This window comes from uncultured Photobacterium sp., assembly GCF_947502415.1.
Classification (GTDB): domain Bacteria; phylum Pseudomonadota; class Gammaproteobacteria; order Enterobacterales; family Vibrionaceae; genus Photobacterium.
Window position 1 is genome coordinate 47040 of the sequence record NZ_CANMZV010000021.1, and the last position, 17120, is coordinate 64159.

The 17120-nt window shown below is 49.2% G+C and carries 13 protein-coding genes; 12 read left to right on the top strand and 1 reads right to left on the bottom strand.

Features of this window, described 5'->3' with window-relative positions; all coding sequences use genetic code 11:
- Positions 1 to 13: 13 nt before the first annotated feature.
- The 7 genes from lepA (at position 14) to acpS (ending at position 6260) form a co-directional block, all read left to right on the top strand.
- Positions 14 to 1810 carry a translation elongation factor 4 gene (gene lepA / locus Q0852_RS18645; RefSeq protein WP_299020570.1) on the top strand — a complete coding sequence of 599 codons (1797 nt, stop codon included), beginning with the start codon at positions 14 to 16 and terminating at the stop codon, positions 1808 to 1810.
- 136 nt (positions 1811 to 1946) lie between these two features.
- Positions 1947 to 2846: a signal peptidase I gene (gene lepB / locus Q0852_RS18650; protein ID WP_299020572.1), complete on the top strand. Its 900-nt coding sequence runs from the start codon at positions 1947 to 1949 to the stop codon at positions 2844 to 2846.
- A 10-nt stretch (positions 2847 to 2856) separates the two neighbouring features.
- Complete coding sequence (gene rnc, locus Q0852_RS18655) at positions 2857 to 3531, top strand: ribonuclease III (RefSeq protein ID WP_299020574.1); 675 nt, start codon at positions 2857 to 2859, stop codon at positions 3529 to 3531.
- The gene (gene era, locus Q0852_RS18660) at positions 3528 to 4433 is read left to right on the top strand and encodes a GTPase Era (RefSeq protein WP_299020576.1); all 906 of its coding nucleotides are present in this window, start codon (positions 3528 to 3530) and stop codon (positions 4431 to 4433) included. The genes rnc and era overlap by 4 nt, the downstream gene beginning before the upstream one ends.
- A gap of 8 nt (positions 4434 to 4441) precedes the next feature.
- Entirely contained in the window at positions 4442 to 5152 is a 711-nt protein-coding gene (gene recO / locus Q0852_RS18665) for a DNA repair protein RecO (RefSeq protein ID WP_299020577.1), read from the top strand.
- Complete coding sequence (gene pdxJ / locus Q0852_RS18670; protein ID WP_299020579.1) at positions 5149 to 5880, top strand: pyridoxine 5'-phosphate synthase; 732 nt, start codon at positions 5149 to 5151, stop codon at positions 5878 to 5880. The genes recO and pdxJ overlap by 4 nt, the downstream gene beginning before the upstream one ends.
- Positions 5880 to 6260: a holo-ACP synthase gene (gene acpS / locus Q0852_RS18675; protein WP_299020581.1), complete on the top strand. Its 381-nt coding sequence runs from the start codon at positions 5880 to 5882 to the stop codon at positions 6258 to 6260. The genes pdxJ and acpS overlap by 1 nt, the downstream gene beginning before the upstream one ends.
- Before the next feature lie 100 nt (positions 6261 to 6360).
- Here acpS and barA read toward each other — a convergent pair whose 3' ends face one another.
- Positions 6361 to 9126: a two-component sensor histidine kinase BarA gene (barA, locus tag Q0852_RS18680; RefSeq protein ID WP_299020583.1), complete on the bottom strand. Its 2766-nt coding sequence runs from the start codon at positions 9124 to 9126 to the stop codon at positions 6361 to 6363.
- Between the two features lie 156 nt (positions 9127 to 9282).
- Between barA and rlmD the strand changes: the two genes are divergently transcribed.
- The 5 genes from rlmD to eno all read left to right on the top strand — a co-directional run bounded on the left by rlmD (position 9283) and on the right by eno (position 16999).
- Complete coding sequence (gene rlmD, locus Q0852_RS18685) at positions 9283 to 10632, top strand: 23S rRNA (uracil(1939)-C(5))-methyltransferase RlmD (RefSeq protein WP_299020585.1); 1350 nt, start codon at positions 9283 to 9285, stop codon at positions 10630 to 10632.
- Positions 10633 to 10660: 28 nt separating this feature from the next.
- Complete coding sequence (gene relA, locus Q0852_RS18690) at positions 10661 to 12889, top strand: GTP diphosphokinase (protein ID WP_299020587.1); 2229 nt, start codon at positions 10661 to 10663, stop codon at positions 12887 to 12889.
- Between the two features lie 78 nt (positions 12890 to 12967).
- Complete coding sequence (mazG, locus tag Q0852_RS18695; RefSeq protein ID WP_299020589.1) at positions 12968 to 13771, top strand: nucleoside triphosphate pyrophosphohydrolase; 804 nt, start codon at positions 12968 to 12970, stop codon at positions 13769 to 13771.
- Positions 13772 to 13976: 205 nt separating this feature from the next.
- Positions 13977 to 15617 carry a CTP synthase gene (locus Q0852_RS18700; RefSeq protein ID WP_299020591.1) on the top strand — a complete coding sequence of 547 codons (1641 nt, stop codon included), beginning with the start codon at positions 13977 to 13979 and terminating at the stop codon, positions 15615 to 15617.
- A gap of 80 nt (positions 15618 to 15697) precedes the next feature.
- On the top strand, positions 15698 to 16999 hold the full coding sequence (eno, locus tag Q0852_RS18705) for a phosphopyruvate hydratase (RefSeq protein ID WP_299020592.1): 1302 nt from the start codon (positions 15698 to 15700) through the stop codon (positions 16997 to 16999).
- The last annotated feature ends 121 nt before the right edge of the window (positions 17000 to 17120 follow it).

Here is a 17120-nt window from a genome sequence, read left to right on the forward strand (position 1 = left end):
GTCACGCCAATTCATGAAGCACATTCGTAACTTTTCGATTATTGCACATATCGACCATGGTAAGTCGACTTTATCTGACCGTCTAATCCAAGTCTGCGGCGGCCTTTCCGATCGTGAAATGGAAGCGCAGGTTCTGGATTCCATGGATCTTGAACGCGAACGCGGTATCACCATCAAAGCCCAGAGCGTGACGCTCGATTATAAGGCGAAAGATGGTGAGACTTATCAACTTAACTTTATCGACACACCGGGACACGTAGATTTCTCCTATGAAGTATCTCGTTCACTGGCTGCCTGTGAAGGTGCCTTGCTGGTGGTTGATGCGGGTCAGGGTGTAGAAGCTCAGACCCTAGCTAACTGTTATACCGCCATTGAGATGGAACTGGAAGTAGTGCCGATTTTGAATAAAATCGACCTGCCTGCAGCCGATCCTGAACGTGTAGCAGAAGAAATTGAAGATATCGTAGGTATCGACGCACTAGAAGCGACGCGCTGTTCTGCGAAAACCGGTTTGGGTGTTGAAGATGTTCTTGAAAACATCGTTACTGCGATTCCTGCACCAGAAGGTGATCCCGATGCACCACTACAAGCGCTGATTATTGACTCATGGTTTGATAACTACCTGGGTGTTGTTTCTTTGGTTCGAGTGAAAAACGGCTCACTGAAGAAAAACGCTAAGATCAAAATGATGAGTACTGGTCAGGTATGGGGCATTGATCGTCTTGGTATCTTTACACCAAAACAAATTGATACGACTGAACTGAATACCGGCGAAGTAGGTTGGGTTGTTTGTGGTATTAAAGACATCCTAGGCGCACCTGTTGGTGATACCATCACGCTAGCGAAAGATGGCTGTGAAGAACCATTGCCGGGCTTCCAAAAAGTGAAACCTCAGGTTTATGCTGGTTTGTTCCCTGTCTCTTCAGATGACTACGAGAACTTCCGTGATGCACTTGGCAAACTAAGTCTGAACGATGCGTCATTGTTTTATGAGCCAGAAAGCTCTGCGGCACTAGGCTTTGGTTTCCGTTGTGGCTTCTTGGGTATGCTTCACATGGAGATCATCCAAGAACGTCTAGAGCGTGAATATAACCTAGCGCTAATTACCACAGCACCAACCGTAGTATACGAAGTCGAGAAAACCGACGGTGAAACGATTTACGTCGATAGCCCGTCCAAGCTGCCAGCAGTGAACGATATCGAAATCATCGGTGAGCCAATTGCTCGCTGTAATATCCTTGTACCATCTGAGTACCTTGGTAACGTAATTACCTTGTGTATTGAAAAGCGTGGTGTACAGGTGGATATGGTATATCACGGCAAGCAAGTTGCCCTGACATACGATATTCCGATGTCTGAAGTGGTACTGGATTTCTTTGACCGTCTGAAGTCTACCTCGCGTGGTTATGCATCACTGGATTACAACTTCCAGCGTTACGAAGCGTCGAACATGGTACGTGTTGACGTAATGATCAATGGTGAGCGTGTTGATGCGCTAGCGATCATTACCCACAAAGACAACGCTCATGGTCGTGGCCGTGATTTAGTCGACAAGATGAAAGAATTTATTCCTCGTCAAATGTTCGATATCGCGATTCAGGCAGCGATTGGCGGTATGATTATTGCCCGTGCAACCGTTAAGCAGTTACGTAAAAACGTTATTGCCAAGTGTTACGGTGGTGATATCAGTCGTAAGAAGAAACTGCTACAGAAGCAGAAAGAAGGTAAGAAGCGTATGAAGCAGATCGGTAACGTCGAGCTGCCACAGGAAGCGTTCCTGGCTATTCTGCATGTCGGAAAAGACAAGTAAGTAACTACTTTACTCATTGTTATTGCCTCAGTATGCATTGCAATAACTGGAGCTAACTTCGGTTTTCTGAAGCAATTGGCAATGAGCGGTGCAGCAAGGTTAACTTGCTGCACTGTTACATTTATTAGGGATTAAAATGGCAAATACTTTTTCGCTAATTCTGGTACTGGCGACGCTGGTGACTGGGATCATTTGGGCTCTGGATAAATTTATCTGGGCACCGAAACGTCAATTGAAAATTGAAATGGCAGCCGCAAATGCTGGCGATCAAGTCGATGCTGAGACCCTACAAGCCGTAGCACCGCAACCGAGCTGGGTGGAATCAGCCAGTTCGATGTTTCCGGTGATTGCGCTAATTATGGTATTTCGCTCATTTATTTATGAGCCGTTCCAGATCCCATCCGGCTCTATGATGCCGACGTTACTCGTGGGGGATTTCATCCTGGTTGAGAAATACGCCTATGGCCTGCGTGATCCGGTTTTCCGTCATAAGTTGGTAGAAACCGGCGAGCCAGAGCGTGGTGATATTGTGGTCTTTAAATTTCCGCCTCAACCACAAATTGACTACATCAAACGTGTAGTGGGTATGCCGGGCGATACTGTTCGCTACAGTGCCCATAAGCAGCTTTGTGTTGCACCTAAAGGCATTGCTGAGTGTATGCCTGTTCCGTTGGAGGGCATGACCGACAGCGAGTTTAGCCAAGGCATGACACGTTTGGTTCAATTTAACGAAAAATTAGGCGAGCAAGAGCATCAGATTCTTGTTCATCCACTTAAGCGCGACCGTACACTGTCTTATCAGCCACGTCCGGGCATGAGCGAGTGGGTGGTACCGGAAGGCCAGTATTTCGTGATGGGTGATAACCGCGATAACAGTGCAGATAGCCGTTATTGGGGCTTTGTGCCTGAAGCCAACTTGGTTGGTAAGGCGGTCGGGATCTGGATCAGCTTTGAGTTTGAACGTGGTGCTGATAGCGCACTTCCATCTTGGATTCCTACCGGTGTGCGTTTCAGTCGCATCGGTGGCATAAACTGATCGGGATAAAATGACATCTCCTGCAAATAGGCTGCAGCGTAAGCTGGGCTACCAATTTAATAATATTGATTTAATGACGTTGGCACTGACTCACCGTAGTGCCAACGGAACCCATAACGAACGCCTGGAATTTTTGGGTGACTCGATCTTGAGTTTCGTTATCGCGGACGACCTGTATCATCGCTTCCCAACGGTAGACGAAGGTGATATGAGCCGCATGCGTGCCACTTTGGTTCGCGGTAAAACACTGGCTGAGCTGGGTCGTGAATTCGAACTGGGTGATCACCTGCTGCTTGGTCCGGGCGAACTTAAGAGTGGCGGTTTCCGCCGTGACTCAATTTTGGCGGACTGTGTTGAAGCGATTATCGGTGCGATTTACCTTGATAGCGATATTGAGGCCGTACGTAAGATCGTGCTGGACTGGTATCAGTCTCGTTTAGATACGATTCAACCGGGTATCAATCAGAAAGATCCGAAGACGCGTCTGCAGGAGTGCCTGCAGGGACGTCGTTTGCCGCTTCCGGCATATACTGTAACTAAGGTTCACGGTGAAGCTCACAATCAAGAGTTTACCGTACAATGCGAAGTGACAGGCCTGGATAAGCCTGTTATTGGTATGGGCGGCAGTCGGCGCAAGGCAGAGCAGGCAGCAGCAGAGATTGCGCTTAAGCAGTTGGAATCATGACAGATAAGCAACATTGCGGCTTTATTGCCATTGTCGGCCGACCGAATGTCGGTAAGTCGACGCTATTGAACCGTCTGGTTGGCCAGAAATTGTCAATCACCTCGCGTAAGCCACAGACTACTCGCCATCGCATCATGGGCGTTGATACCCGTGATGGTTATCAGGCGGTATACGTGGATACCCCGGGCTTGCACATTGAAGAAAAGCGTACCATTAACCGCTTGATGAACCGTGCAGCAAGCAGCTCACTGACTGATGTTGAGTTGGTACTGTTTCTTGTTGACGGCACCATGTGGACCAAAGATGACGAGATGGTACTGAACAAGCTGGCGAAGAGTCAGTTGCCGACAGTGCTGTTGGTTAACAAGGTTGATAACGTCAAAGATAAACACGAGCTGTTCCCACACTTGCAAGAGCTATCGAGCAAGATGGAATTTGTCGATGTTGTTCCGGTTTCGGCTAAGCATGGCACGAATGTCGATGCGGTTGAGAAGATCGTACGCCAGCATCTGCCTGAAGGTGAATACTACTTCCCTGAAGAGTATGTGACGGACCGTTCCCAGCGCTTTATGGCATCGGAAATTATCCGTGAGAAGCTTATGCGTTTTCTGGGTGATGAGTTGCCATATTCGGTAACGGTCGAAATCGAGCGTTTTGATTACAACCCACGTACGAACGGTTTTGATATCAATGGATTGATTCTGGTTGAGCGTAAAGGCCAGAAGAAAATGGTGATTGGTAAGAATGGCGAAAAAATGAAAGTCATTGGCCGTGAAGCCCGTATTGATATGGAAGAACTGTTCGAGCGTAAGGTGTATCTGGAACTTTGGGTTAAAGTGAAATCTGGCTGGGCTGATGACGAACGTGCATTGCGAAGCCTGGGTTATATTGACGACCTGTAAGGGACACCATGGAGGGGCTACAACGCTGTTTTGTCCTTCATACTCGTCCATATAGCGAGACGAGCCTGATTCTTGATGTCTTCAGTGAGGAATCAGGCCGTATAACGCTATTATCGAAAGGAGCGCGCCGTAAGCGCTCCAATCTTAAAGGGGCACTTCAGCCCTTCACTCCACTTTTTATGAAATGGTCTGGTCGTGGTTCCATGCCAGTTCTGACTCATGCCGAACCGATCAGTATCGGTCTGCCTATGCGCAGCTATATTTTGTATTCCGCGATGTATGTCAACGAACTACTGGCGCGGGTATTGGAAAATGACACTCCTTATCCAGTGTTGTTTCTGGATTATCTGAATGTGCTGCGAGAATTAGCGCAAGCGGATAATCCAGAGCCGGCATTGCGACGTTTTGAGCTGGCCTTGCTCCAGCATCTTGGTTACGGCATTGATTTTCTTCATTGTGTCGGCAGTGGCTTACCGGTCGAAGACGACATGACCTACAACTACCGTGAGCAAAAGGGCTTTATTGCCTCTATGGTGTTTGGGCAGTTGTCATTCCGCGGAAACCAGCTAAAAGCGATTGCTGCCCGGCGTTTTGAAACTCCGGAACAACTTCGGGCTGCAAAACGCTTTACACGCATAGCCTTGAAGCCGTATCTTGGCGGCAAACCATTAAAAAGCAGGGAATTATTTATCCCTAGAGGAAGGAGTACCGGAAAATGAATAACATCTTACTCGGCGTGAATATCGATCATATTGCAACTTTGCGTAACGCCCGAGGTACTCGTTACCCTGATCCGGTTCATGCGGCAGAGGTGGCAGAGCGAGCTGGTGCTGACGGTATTACCGTTCACCTGCGTGAAGACCGCCGCCATATCAAAGATCGCGATGTTCGTATTTTGCGCGAAACGATCCAGACCCGAATGAACCTGGAAATGGCTGTGACTGATGAGATGGTCAAGATAGCGCTGGAAACTAAGCCGGAGTTCGTGTGTCTGGTACCAGAAAAGCGTGAAGAATTAACGACTGAAGGCGGCTTGGATGTAGCGGGTCAGCTGGAAAAAATTAAGACAGCAACCCAAAAGTTGTCTGAAGCAGGGATTAAAGTTTCACTGTTTATTGATGCTGATCGTGAACAGATTGACGCAGCCGTTGCTTGTGGTGCGCCGTACATTGAATTGCACACCGGTCACTATGCAGATGCCGAGACCGAAGAAGCCCAGCAGGATGAGTTGAAAAAGATTGCTGCGGCAGCAAGTTATGCAAATGATCAGGGTATTAAAGTTAATGCGGGCCATGGCCTGACTTACCACAATGTTAAGCCGATTGCAGCGCTGCCTGAGTTGTATGAACTTAATATTGGTCACTCGATCATCGGCCGTGCGGCTTTCGACGGCTTGCAAACAGCCGTTGCCGATATGAAAGCAATTATGCTGGAAGCGCGTCGCTAATGGCCATCGTGGGCTTGGGAACCGACATTGCTGATATTGAGCGGGTAGAGAAGGTCTATGCCCGTTCTGGTGATGCGTTTGCCGAGCGGGTATTGTCACCGTCCGAGCTGGAAATATTCCATAGCCTGAAGCTGAAGGGGCGCTATCTGGCCAAGCGGTTTGCGGTCAAGGAAGCCGCTTCTAAAGCTATTGGCACCGGTATCGCCTGCGGTGTCAGTTTTCATGACTTTACGGTCAGCAATGACGAGCTGGGTAAGCCGCTCCTTACGCTGTCGGGCAAAGCGGCTGAGCTTGCCAATGCCATGGGAACCAACCATGTCCACCTGACCATTGCGGATGAAAAAAAATACGCCGTGGCAACCGTGATTCTTGAATCCTAGGTACTTGGGACCGAATAAAATCAAAAGGCGAGCTTTTTAAGCTCGCCTTTCTTTTTCTCGCTGTTTGAACTTCAATCTTTGAAACTCACCCTTCGCACTTCTAATGCCGATACGCCTTCGACGCTTTTACCACATTGTTCATCTCGTCGATCAGTTCATACAGTTCGGGTTCGATGTCTTCAATTGGGGCTTCAGCTTTTAGCTCGGTTTCAATGGTGTAACACAGGTTCTTCAGGCGAGGGACGCCGCTATAGGCGCAGCTGCCGTGTAGCTTGTGGATTGGTGGCCATAGCTCAATATGCTTGCCATCCAGCGCTTCGTTGACCAGCATTTCGACTTCGGGCATATAGTCGAGCAGCATTTGCAGCATATCTTTAGCAAGATCTTCTTTGCCGGCCGCCTGCTTAAGGGCGAGATCCCAATCCCAGCTCACATTGCTATCTATGGCTGGAGCTGGCGTTTTTGTTACTGCGGTTTCCTCGGCCATTGGTTGGTTAGGGCCTGCATCTTGCGGGTGGGTCCACTTGGCTAGGATCTGTTGCAGGATATGTTCTTCGATAGGTTTGGTCAGGTAGTCGTCCATGCCGGCATTGATCAGGCGTTCCCGTTCTCCAGCCATCGCATGAGCAGTAACCGCAATCACCGGTGTGGTGTGATTGAGTTCAGTTTTGTGGATCTCCTGGCTGGCGGTGACGCCGTCCATTTCCGGCATCTGGATATCCATGAAGATCAGGTCAAATGCTTTTTGGTGTGCGTATTCTACTGCCTTGCGGCCGCCTGTCGCGGTGATCACCGTTTCTGCCCGTTCACTGAGCAGAGCTGAAATCAGCTTGAGGTTCGCTGGGTTATCGTCGACAGCCATGACGGTCAGCGGCAAAATGGTGTCGGCAGGCTCCGGCAGTTGCGGTTCCGGCTCACCCAGCATATCAGGCTCGCTAATCAAAGATTCAAGCAACTTGCGATGGGCTAGCGGTTTAGGCAGGCAGGCAGTAACTCCAGCGTTGACCAGTCGCTCGGACAGCGCCAACTCAGTAGTTGGCAGGCTGACCATCACTTTGTCTGCCAATTGTTCGGCTTTGAATACCATATCCAACAGGCTAGCGATTGGCGGCTGTTCGCCTGGTGTCAGGTTGAGCAGGGCGAAGTGGTGGTGCTCGGCATCGTCCGGCATGGTTGAGCGGTATGTTACATGGAGGCCTGCCTTGATCAGGCGTTGCTGGATCACTGAGGCTGCCTGCATGTTCGGCTCGATCAACAGTAGTTTTTTGTCGGTCAGCGAGGTGGTGTCGATCGGCTGGGAAACGGGTAGATCGGTTTTGGCCAGACGAAGGCTGAACCAGAAGGTCGAACCTTGGTGCAGGCGGCTGGTCAGGCTGATTTCGCCACCCATCTGAGTAACCAGTTTCTGGGTGATCACAAGGCCGAGGCCGGTACCGCCGTAGCGGCGTGATATGCTGGCGTCAGCTTGGCTGAAGGCCTGGAATAGCTGCGCCTGCTGGCGCTCGGAAATACCGATACCTGTATCACGGACCATGAATTGTAACTCGACATTTTCGTCTTTGTCGGTTTTGAGCTCGACATAGACATCAATGTTGCCGCGCTCGGTAAATTTCACGGCGTTACCGATCAGGTTGGTTAGCACCTGCTGGATGCGCAATGGATCGCCAATCAACCCGGTCGGGATCCGGTTGTCGACTTTCAGTGTCAGCTCCAGTCCTTTCTCGTGGGCGCTTGGTGCCAACAGTTTCATGACCTCGTCCAGTGACTCAGTAAAGTCGAACGGAATGTTTTCCAGCAGCAATTTGCCAGCTTCTAATTTCGAGAAGTCGAGGATGTCATTGATGATCGTCAGCAGGTTGTTGGCTGATTTTTCGATAGTTTGCAGGTAATCCTGCTGGCTTGTGCTAAGGCGGGTTTTCAGCATCTGGCGGGTAAAGCCGATGACACCGTTCAGCGGGGTACGCAATTCATGCGACATATTAGCCAGAAACTCGGATTTGACCCGGGCTGCTTCTTGGGCGCGTTTTTTAGCAATATCGAGTTCAACGTTCTGGATTTCTAGCTGCTCAAGCGTCTCACGTAAGTCTGACGTTGCTTGGTCGATACTCTGTTGCATTTCTATATGGTATTCCGACAGCGAAACTGCCATCGCATTGATCCCGTTTTTCAGGGTGTCGAGCTCGCCGAGCAGTTGGCCTTCAATTCGAACATCTAGGTGGCCGCGCCGGATCCGGTCAACCACGCTGACCATATGGGATATCGGCCGAGTTACATCTTTCATCAGACGGTAGGCAAACAGTGATGACAAACTCAGGCCTAGCAGGAGTACCATCAGCGCGGTGAATACTTCCTGGTATTGCTGCAGGCGCAGGGCGCTTAAATCTAGTTCCAGTGCGATGTATCCCAATGCTTCAGCCCGGTAGCCGGGATAAGACGGGTTGTTGAACTGGCCCTCTTTCAGGATTGGAGCCCTTAAGATCAGTGAGTTCTTATTGAGCCGGGTTTCCAGTAGCAACGGGATCGGCTGATCATCCGGGTACATCAGGGCTTCGAAATTACGGTGGAAGTTCGAAGTGACGAACAGCTCGTTGTTGGCATCGAAGACAGCAATGCTGCGGATGATCTGAGAATGTTTGCGGTGGGCGTAACTGATCAGACGGCGGACGGCTTCACGGTTGTGATCTGTCATCCCATATTCGGTTGAAATCGCAAGAGGTTCGATGATACTGGCACCGGTTGAGATGAGCTGATGCTCAAGATCCCGATAGCGGCTCATGGTGAAAAATGCGCTCAGCAGTAGGCCAATAATCAGCGTAGGTGCTAATGTCAGGGTGAAGACCCTGGCACGGAGTCCATATTTGGTCATTGTTATCTTAATTACAAGAATGCGATTCTGTGGGAGAATTGTCGTCCATTTGTGGCCGTTAGCTTAATGAAACTAAGGCTGTTCGACAATCAACTAATACCAAACTGCTGACAAGGTCACTCAGTTTGGTTTATCTGTTCCGTGAGTCAAAACACTATGGCACGCTTTTTTAAGCCCCAAAAACGAAAAGTAACCGATACCAAGCATAAAGAAATCCTTATCAGCCGACTGGATCATCTCGGCGCAGGAATTGGTCATCTCAACAAGAAACCGGTTTTCGTCGATGGCTTGTTGCCGGGCGAAAAGGCGCTGGTGCAGTTAACGGAAGACAAGAAGCAATACGCGCGTGCCAAAGTAATTAAGCGCCTAAGCGATAGCCAGGCGCGTATTAAACCCCATTGTCCTATCTATGACCAGTGTGGCGGTTGTAACTTGCAGCATTTATCCCATCCTGGACAAGTTGAAGCTAAGCAGCAGGCTCTGATTGAGTTAATGAGTAAGTTTGCAGCAACCGATAAGCAACAGGAATTTGCCCTTGAAGCACCGATCACCGGTGGCGAGCATCACTATCGCCGTTGCTCGCGCTTTAGTATTAAGCCGGGAGGCGGAAAGCTGCAGTTCGGTTTCCGTCGTAAGCAGAGCAAGGAGATTGTTGATGTCGAGCATTGTCCGGTACTGGCCCAATCGCTTAATGAGTTGCTTCCGCCGCTACGTAGCCTGCTTGGTAAGCTGAAAGGGCAGAAGCACTTGGGTCATGTCGAGCTGGTGGAAGCTGATAACGGCAGGGTAGTTCTGATCCGCCATCTGCAATCGTTTTCCGACAAAGATATGACCTCGCTTCGTCAGTTCGCCGAGCAGTACGATGTTATCCTGTATTTAGCCCCAACATCGGATTCTATTGATAGAATTTCTGGCCAAGCTCCGTATTATGAACTGGACGGGATGAAGCTTTACTTCTCTCCGAAAGATTTCATCCAGGTCAACCGGGATGTTAACAAGCAGATGGTACAGCAGGCGATGGACTGGCTAACGGTTGAACCGCAGGACCGGGTACTGGATCTGTTTTGTGGTTTGGGTAACTTTAGCTTGCCGCTGGCAAAACGGGCAAAATCGCTGGTCGGTGTTGAAGGTGTTGACGAAATGGTGCATCGTGCTACTGATAATGCATTGATAAATAAGCTGGAAAATGCTTCATTTTATCAGGCTAACCTCGAGCAGGATGTGACTACCATGGGTTGGGCACAAGAACCATTTAATAAAATTTTGCTCGATCCCGCTCGTGCCGGTGCAGCCGGCGTGATGCAGCATGTCGTGAACCTGGCTCCGGAAAGGGTCGTGTATGTGTCATGCAACCCAGCAACATTGGCACGGGATAGCCAGATGTTGCTAAAACAAGGTTATCAGTTGGAACGGTTGGGAATGCTGGATATGTTCCCGCATACCGGCCATCTAGAATCAATGGCCCTGTTTACCAAAAATAATCTGGGCACAAAGAATAGTGTTTAATCACGGTTAGAGAAAACAGGAAAGAGAAATGGTCGCAGTTCGCGGTGCGCATTTAAAGGAAAATGATACATTTGAGCCGTCATCTTGGGTTGAAAGCCTGAAGCAGGATGCCAAGATGTCGAAGCATATTTTGCTGGCCTATCAGCGATGTATCGAATTAACGACAGGGGAAGAGTCAGCGCCGCTATTGCTGTGGCGTGGCCGCGAAATGGTGGAAATCCTTGTTACCTTGAGTATGGACAAGGATACCTTAGTGGCTGCCCTGCTGTTCCCGCTGGTGGAGGCGGGACTGTACGACCCTGAGCAGCTCAAGGAAGATTACAGCAACACGATTTTGCAGATGGTGACCGGTGTCAGCCAGATGGCGGCGATCGGTCAGCTTAATGCGACGACCGAAGGTGCGGCCCAATCGGCCCAGGTAGATAATATTCGTCGTATGCTGCTGTCGATGGTGGACGACTTCCGCTGCGTAGTGATTAAGCTTGCAGAGCGGATCTGCAATCTGCGTGAGGTAAAAGACGATCCGGATGAGATCCGCCGGGCGGCGGCAAAAGAGTGTGGCAATATTTATGCGCCACTGGCAAACCGCCTGGGTATCGGTCAGTTGAAGTGGGAAATCGAGGATTACGCTTTCCGCTACAACCACCCGAAGACTTACAAGCAAATTGCCAAGCAGCTTTCCGAGCGGCGGATTGACCGTGAGCAGTACATTGAGCGTTTTGTTGCCGATCTGGATGAGTCGATGAAGGCCTCGCATATTCGTGCCGAGGTTCATGGGCGTCCGAAGCATATTTACAGCATCTGGCGCAAGATGCAGAAAAAGAGCTTGGCGTTTGACGAACTGTTTGATGTTCGTGCGGTACGGATCATTGCCGAGGAGCTGCAAGACTGTTATGCCGCGCTCGGTATCGTGCATACCAAGTACCGTCATCTGCCGAAAGAATTTGATGATTACGTGGCCAATCCGAAGCCGAATGGTTACCAGTCTATCCATACCGTGGTACTGGGGCCGGAAGGCAAGACGATAGAAATCCAGATCCGGACCAAGCAGATGCATGAAGAGTCCGAACTGGGTGTAGCTGCGCACTGGAAATACAAGGAAAGCGGCTCGTCTTCGGGGGGCGCGCGCTCTTCCTACGATGAAAAAATCAATTGGTTGCGCAAGCTGCTTGCCTGGCAGGAGGAGATGTCAGACTCCGGCGAAATGCTTGAAGAGCTTCGTAGTCAGGTGTTTGACGATCGCGTCTATGCGTTTACTCCGAAAGGCGATGTGGTTGATTTGCCGCTGGATGCGACACCGCTGGATTTTGCCTACCATATCCACTCTGAAGTCGGTCACCGTTGTATCGGGGCTAAGGTGGAAGGTCGTATTGTACCGTTCACCTACCGTTTGCAGATGGGGGATCAGGTAGAAATTATCACCCAGAAAGAGCCGAACCCATCTCGCGACTGGCTGAACCCGAACCTTGGCTTTGTCACTTCCAGCCGGGCGCGGGCAAAAGTTCATGCTTGGTACCGTAAGCAGGATCGTGACAAGAATATTGCGGCTGGTCGGGAAATTCTTGAAGCCGAGCTGGCGAAAATCGGCGCCACGCTAAAAGATGCCGAGGCCTATGCTCTCAAGCGTTTCAATGTGAATTCGCCGGTTGAACTATATGCCGGTATCGGCAGTGGTGATTTGCGTATCAACCAGGTCATCAACCATATCAATGCGTTGGTGAACAAGCCGACGGCTGAGGAAGAAGATCAGCAGCTGCTGGAAAAACTGACCGAAGCCGGCGCTAAAGGCGCAGCTAAGAAGCCGCAACGTGATGCGGTGGTGGTTGAAGGGGTCGATAACCTGATGACCCACCTGGCCCGTTGTTGCCAGCCAATTCCGGGCGATGATATTCAGGGTTTTGTTACTCAGGGGCGGGGCATTTCCGTCCACCGTTGTGACTGTGAGCAGCTTGATGAATTGCGCCATGTTGCTCCGGAGCGGATCATCGATACGGTCTGGGGCGGCGGTTTTGTCGGCAATTACAATATCACTGTACGGGTAACGGCATCAGAGCGCAACGGTCTTATCAAGGATCTGACTAACACCTTCGCCAACGAAAAAGTTAAGGTGTCAGGCATGAAGAGCAGGATCGATTTCAAAAAACAGATGTCCATCATGGATTTTGATCTTGAACTGACGGATTTGGAAGTGTTAAGCCGGGTACTAAAACGGATTGAGCACGTGAAGGACGTCGCGGAAGCTAAGCGACTGTACTAATATTTTCCAGAAGCGATAAAGCGGGGAGCAGCAGCTACCCGTTTTTTTTTGAATAGAGAAACGTAAAGAACTCCCATAATGAACGACAAGCAGCAAACACCTATCGAACAACTGATTGAGATTATGGCAACCTTGCGGGATCCGCAGAAAGGGTGCCCGTGGGATCTGAAACAGAATTTTGCCACCATAGTGCCGCACACAATCGAAGAAGCGTATGAAGTCGCCGATGCTATTGAGCAGCAGAACTGGGTGGATGTGCGAGAGGAACTGGGGGACTTGCTGTTTCAGGTCATTTTTTACAGTCAACTGGGCAAAGAGCAGGGGCTGTTTGATTTTGATGATGTTGTTAGTGGTATTAACGAGAAACTGACACGTCGCCACCCACATGTTTTTGGTGAGACTGAATTTGCTGATGACGCGGCAATTAATGCTAACTGGGAAGCGGAGAAAGCCCGTGAGCGAGAGGCTAAGGGAGAGGATACCAGTATTCTTGCAAATATCCCGAAGGCATTACCTGCACTAAGTCGTGCCGATAAAATCCAGAAGCGCTGTGCCAAGCACGGTTTTGACTGGGACACGATTGGCCCGGTTGTTGAAAAGGTCAGGGAAGAAATTGATGAAGTGATGGATGAAGTTATCCAGGTCTCACCGGATCAATACAAGATTGAAGAAGAGATCGGGGATTTATTATTTGCGGCTGTGAACTTGAGCCGCCACCTGCATGTCAAACCAGAGTTGGCATTGCAGCGAGCGAACAAGAAATTCGAGCGTCGTTTTCGCGAAGTTGAAAAAAGTGTGCTAGAAAAAGGAAGGTGCCTTGATGATTGTTCGCTGGAAATGCTCGATCGAGAGTGGGAGAAGGTTAAGCGTAACGAGCGTTGATCGTCGAATTATTATGCGTAAGGAATGAGCAGCTGGTTACTTATAGTTCTAACGATATTCACGCTATTGGGTAGAATTGATTTGAAACAAAAAAAAACCAATCCTGCTGTGATAGTTTTCACGTTGTGGCGATAAAGTGTGTCTGGTATACTAATTTCCCGTCCAGATACATTTTAATCCTCTACACCAATCTTCCAGGTTAAACATGACAACGAATTACATTTTTGTTACGGGCGGTGTTGTTTCCTCCCTAGGTAAAGGTATTGCTGCTGCATCTCTGGCAGCTATTCTAGAAGCACGTGGTCTTAAAGTGACTATGATGAAGCTAGACCCTTACATTAACGTTGATCCAGGCACAATGAGCCCAATTCAACACGGCGAAGTATTCGTTACGGAAGACGGTGCAGAGACCGATCTTGACCTGGGTCACTACGAGCGTTTCATCCGTACCAAGATGACTAAACGCAACAACTTTACTGCAGGCCGCGTATATGAAGACGTACTGCGTAAAGAACGTCGTGGTGACTATCTAGGTGCAACGATTCAGGTTATCCCACATATCACAAACGCAATTAAAGAGCGTGTGATCGCAGGTGCAGAAGGCCATGATGTGGCCATCGTAGAAGTTGGTGGTACGGTTGGTGATATCGAGTCACTACCGTTTATGGAAGCTATCCGTCAGCTAGCAGTAGAACTAGGTCGTGACCGTGCAATGTTCACGCACCTGACACTGGTTCCTTACCTGGCAGCAGCTGGCGAAGTGAAAACCAAGCCGACTCAGCACTCAGTTAAAGAACTACTTTCAATCGGTATTCAGCCAGACGTATTGATCTGTCGTAGCGACCGTATGATCCCAGCGAACGAGCGTGCGAAGATTGCACTGTTCTGTAACGTTCCTGAGAAAGCGGTTATCTCGATGAAAGACGTAGATTCAATCTACAAAATTCCGCAGCTTATTAAAGCTCAGGGTCTTGATGACCTTGTATGTAAGCGTTTTGGCATTACTGCGCCAGAAGCTAACTTAGCTGAGTGGGAGCAGGTAATCTACGAAGAAGCTAACCCGACTGCTGAAGTAACTATCGGTATGGTTGGTAAGTATATCGAACTACCTGATGCTTATAAGTCTGTGAACGAAGCTCTGAAACATGCTGGCCTGAAAAACCGCCTGTCTGTGAAGATCAAGTATGTTGATTCACAGGATGTTGAGTCTAAAGGTACTGAAGTACTGGAAGGTTTAGACGCAATCCTGGTACCAGGAGGCTTCGGTAACCGTGGCGTTGAAGGTAAGATCCTGACTGCGAAATACGCACGTGAAAACAAGATTCCTTACCTGGGCATCTGCCTGGGTATGCAGGTAGCACTGATTGACTACGCACGTAATGTTGCAGGTCTTGAAGGCGCGCACTCAACTGAGTTCGACCCTGAGACTAAAAACCCGGTTGTTGGCCTGATCACAGAATGGGTTGATAGCGAAGGTAAAGTTGAAGAGCGTAGTGAGAAATCTGACCTTGGCGGTACAATGCGTCTTGGTTCTCAGTTATGTCACCTGCAAGAAGGCTCTAAAGCGCGTGAGCTATACGGTAATGCAACAATTCATGAGCGTCACCGTCACCGCTATGAAGTAAATAACAACCTGCTTCCTAAACTAGAGAAAGCGGGTCTGAAAATTTCTGGTCTGTCTGCAGACAAGAAATTGGTGGAAATTATCGAGATCCCGAACCACCCATGGTTTGTGGCTGCTCAGTTCCACCCTGAGTTCACCTCAACGCCTCGCGATGGCCACCCCCTATTTGAGGGCTTCGTGAAAGCGGCTGGAGACAACCAGCGCGGTGAGCTAACTAAGTAAGGATTACTGATAGCTGTGGCGGTTATGGCTGCAGCTATTTTTTTAGCTTTTAATTTGAAGATAAAGCAAGAGGAAACACAATGTCTAAGATCGTTAAAGTTCTAGGTCGTGAAATTATCGATTCTCGTGGTAACCCAACTGTTGAAGCGGAAGTTCACCTAGAAGGCGGTTTCGTAGGTATGGCTGCTGCACCATCTGGTGCATCAACAGGTTCTCGTGAAGCTCTTGAGCTACGCGACGGTGACAAGTCTCGTTTCCTAGGTAAAGGTGTTCTTAAAGCTGTTGAAGCTGTGAACGGCCCAATCGCTGAAGCTCTAGTAGGTAAAGACGCTAAAGCTCAAGCTGACATCGATCAGATCATGATCGACCTAGACGGCACTGAGAACAAGTCAAACTTCGGTGCAAACGCAATCCTAGCTGTATCTCTAGCAAACGCTAAAGCTGCTGCAGCTGCTAAAGGTATGCCTCTGTACGAGCACATCGCTGAGCTAAACGGTACTGCTGGCCAGTTCTCAATGCCTCTACCAATGATGAACATCATCAACGGTGGTGAGCACGCTGACAACAACGTTGACATCCAGGAATTCATGATTCAGCCAGTTGGTGCTGCGACTCTTAAAGAAGCGCTACGCATCGGTGCTGAAGTGTTCCACAACCTAGCTAAAGTACTTAAAGGCAAAGGCCTGAACACTGCTGTAGGTGATGAAGGTGGTTTCGCTCCTAACCTAGAATCTAACGCTGCTGCTCTAGCTGCAATCAAGGAAGCTGTAGAGCTTGCTGGTTACGAGCTGGGTAAAGACGTGACTCTTGCTATGGACTGTGCTGCTTCTGAGTTTTACGACAAAGAAGCTGGCAACTACAACATGAAAGGCGAAGGCAAAATCTTCACTTCTGAAGAATTTAACTTCTACCTACAAGATCTTGCTAACCAGTACCCAATCGTTTCTATCGAAGATGGCCTGGACGAGTCAGACTGGACTGGTTTCAAACACCAGACTGAACTAATGGGCGACAAGCTTCAGCTAGTTGGTGACGACCTATTCGTTACTAACACTAAGATCCTTGCTGAAGGTATCGAGAAAGGCGTTGCTAACTCTATCCTTATCAAGTTCAACCAGATCGGTTCTCTAACTGAAACTCTGGCTGCTATCAAGATGGCTAAAGACGCTGGTTACACTGCAGTTATCTCTCACCGTTCTGGTGAAACTGAAGATGCAACTATCGCTGACCTAGCGGTAGGTACTGCTGCTGGCCAGATCAAAACTGGTTCTATGAGCCGTTCTGACCGTGTTGCTAAGTACAACCAGCTAATCCGTATCGAAGAAGCACTAGGTGAGCGTGCTCCTTTCAACGGTCTTAAAGAAGTTAAAGGCCAAGCGTAATTGCTAACTTAACTTTTGGGTGAACTTGCTCACCCGAGATGACGAACCGCCTCTATAAGGGGCGGTTTTTTTTTGCAGGAAAGCGGGATTTTTGATGCGACAAAACTTGTGTAGTTTGGTA

Excerpts from the sequence above, each read along its gene's own strand:
- Q0852_RS18700 (WP_299020591.1), top strand. The coding sequence starts at position 13,977 with ATGACAACGAATTACATTTTTGTTACGGGCGGTGTTGTTTCCTCCCTA.
- mazG (WP_299020589.1), top strand. The coding sequence starts at position 12,968 with ATGAACGACAAGCAGCAAACACCTATCGAACAACTGATTGAGATTATG.
- relA (WP_299020587.1), top strand. The coding sequence starts at position 10,661 with ATGGTCGCAGTTCGCGGTGCGCATTTAAAGGAAAATGATACATTTGAG.
- rnc (WP_299020574.1), top strand. The coding sequence starts at position 2,857 with ATGACATCTCCTGCAAATAGGCTGCAGCGTAAGCTGGGCTACCAATTT.
- lepB (WP_299020572.1), top strand. The coding sequence starts at position 1,947 with ATGGCAAATACTTTTTCGCTAATTCTGGTACTGGCGACGCTGGTGACT.
- pdxJ (WP_299020579.1), top strand. The coding sequence starts at position 5,149 with ATGAATAACATCTTACTCGGCGTGAATATCGATCATATTGCAACTTTG.
- lepA (WP_299020570.1), top strand. The coding sequence starts at position 14 with ATGAAGCACATTCGTAACTTTTCGATTATTGCACATATCGACCATGGT.
- recO (WP_299020577.1), top strand. The coding sequence starts at position 4,442 with ATGGAGGGGCTACAACGCTGTTTTGTCCTTCATACTCGTCCATATAGC.
- rlmD (WP_299020585.1), top strand. The coding sequence starts at position 9,283 with ATGGCACGCTTTTTTAAGCCCCAAAAACGAAAAGTAACCGATACCAAG.
- acpS (WP_299020581.1), top strand. The coding sequence starts at position 5,880 with ATGGCCATCGTGGGCTTGGGAACCGACATTGCTGATATTGAGCGGGTA.
- eno (WP_299020592.1), top strand. The coding sequence starts at position 15,698 with ATGTCTAAGATCGTTAAAGTTCTAGGTCGTGAAATTATCGATTCTCGT.
- barA (WP_299020583.1), bottom strand. The coding sequence starts at position 9,126 with ATGACCAAATATGGACTCCGTGCCAGGGTCTTCACCCTGACATTAGCA.
- era (WP_299020576.1), top strand. The coding sequence starts at position 3,528 with ATGACAGATAAGCAACATTGCGGCTTTATTGCCATTGTCGGCCGACCG.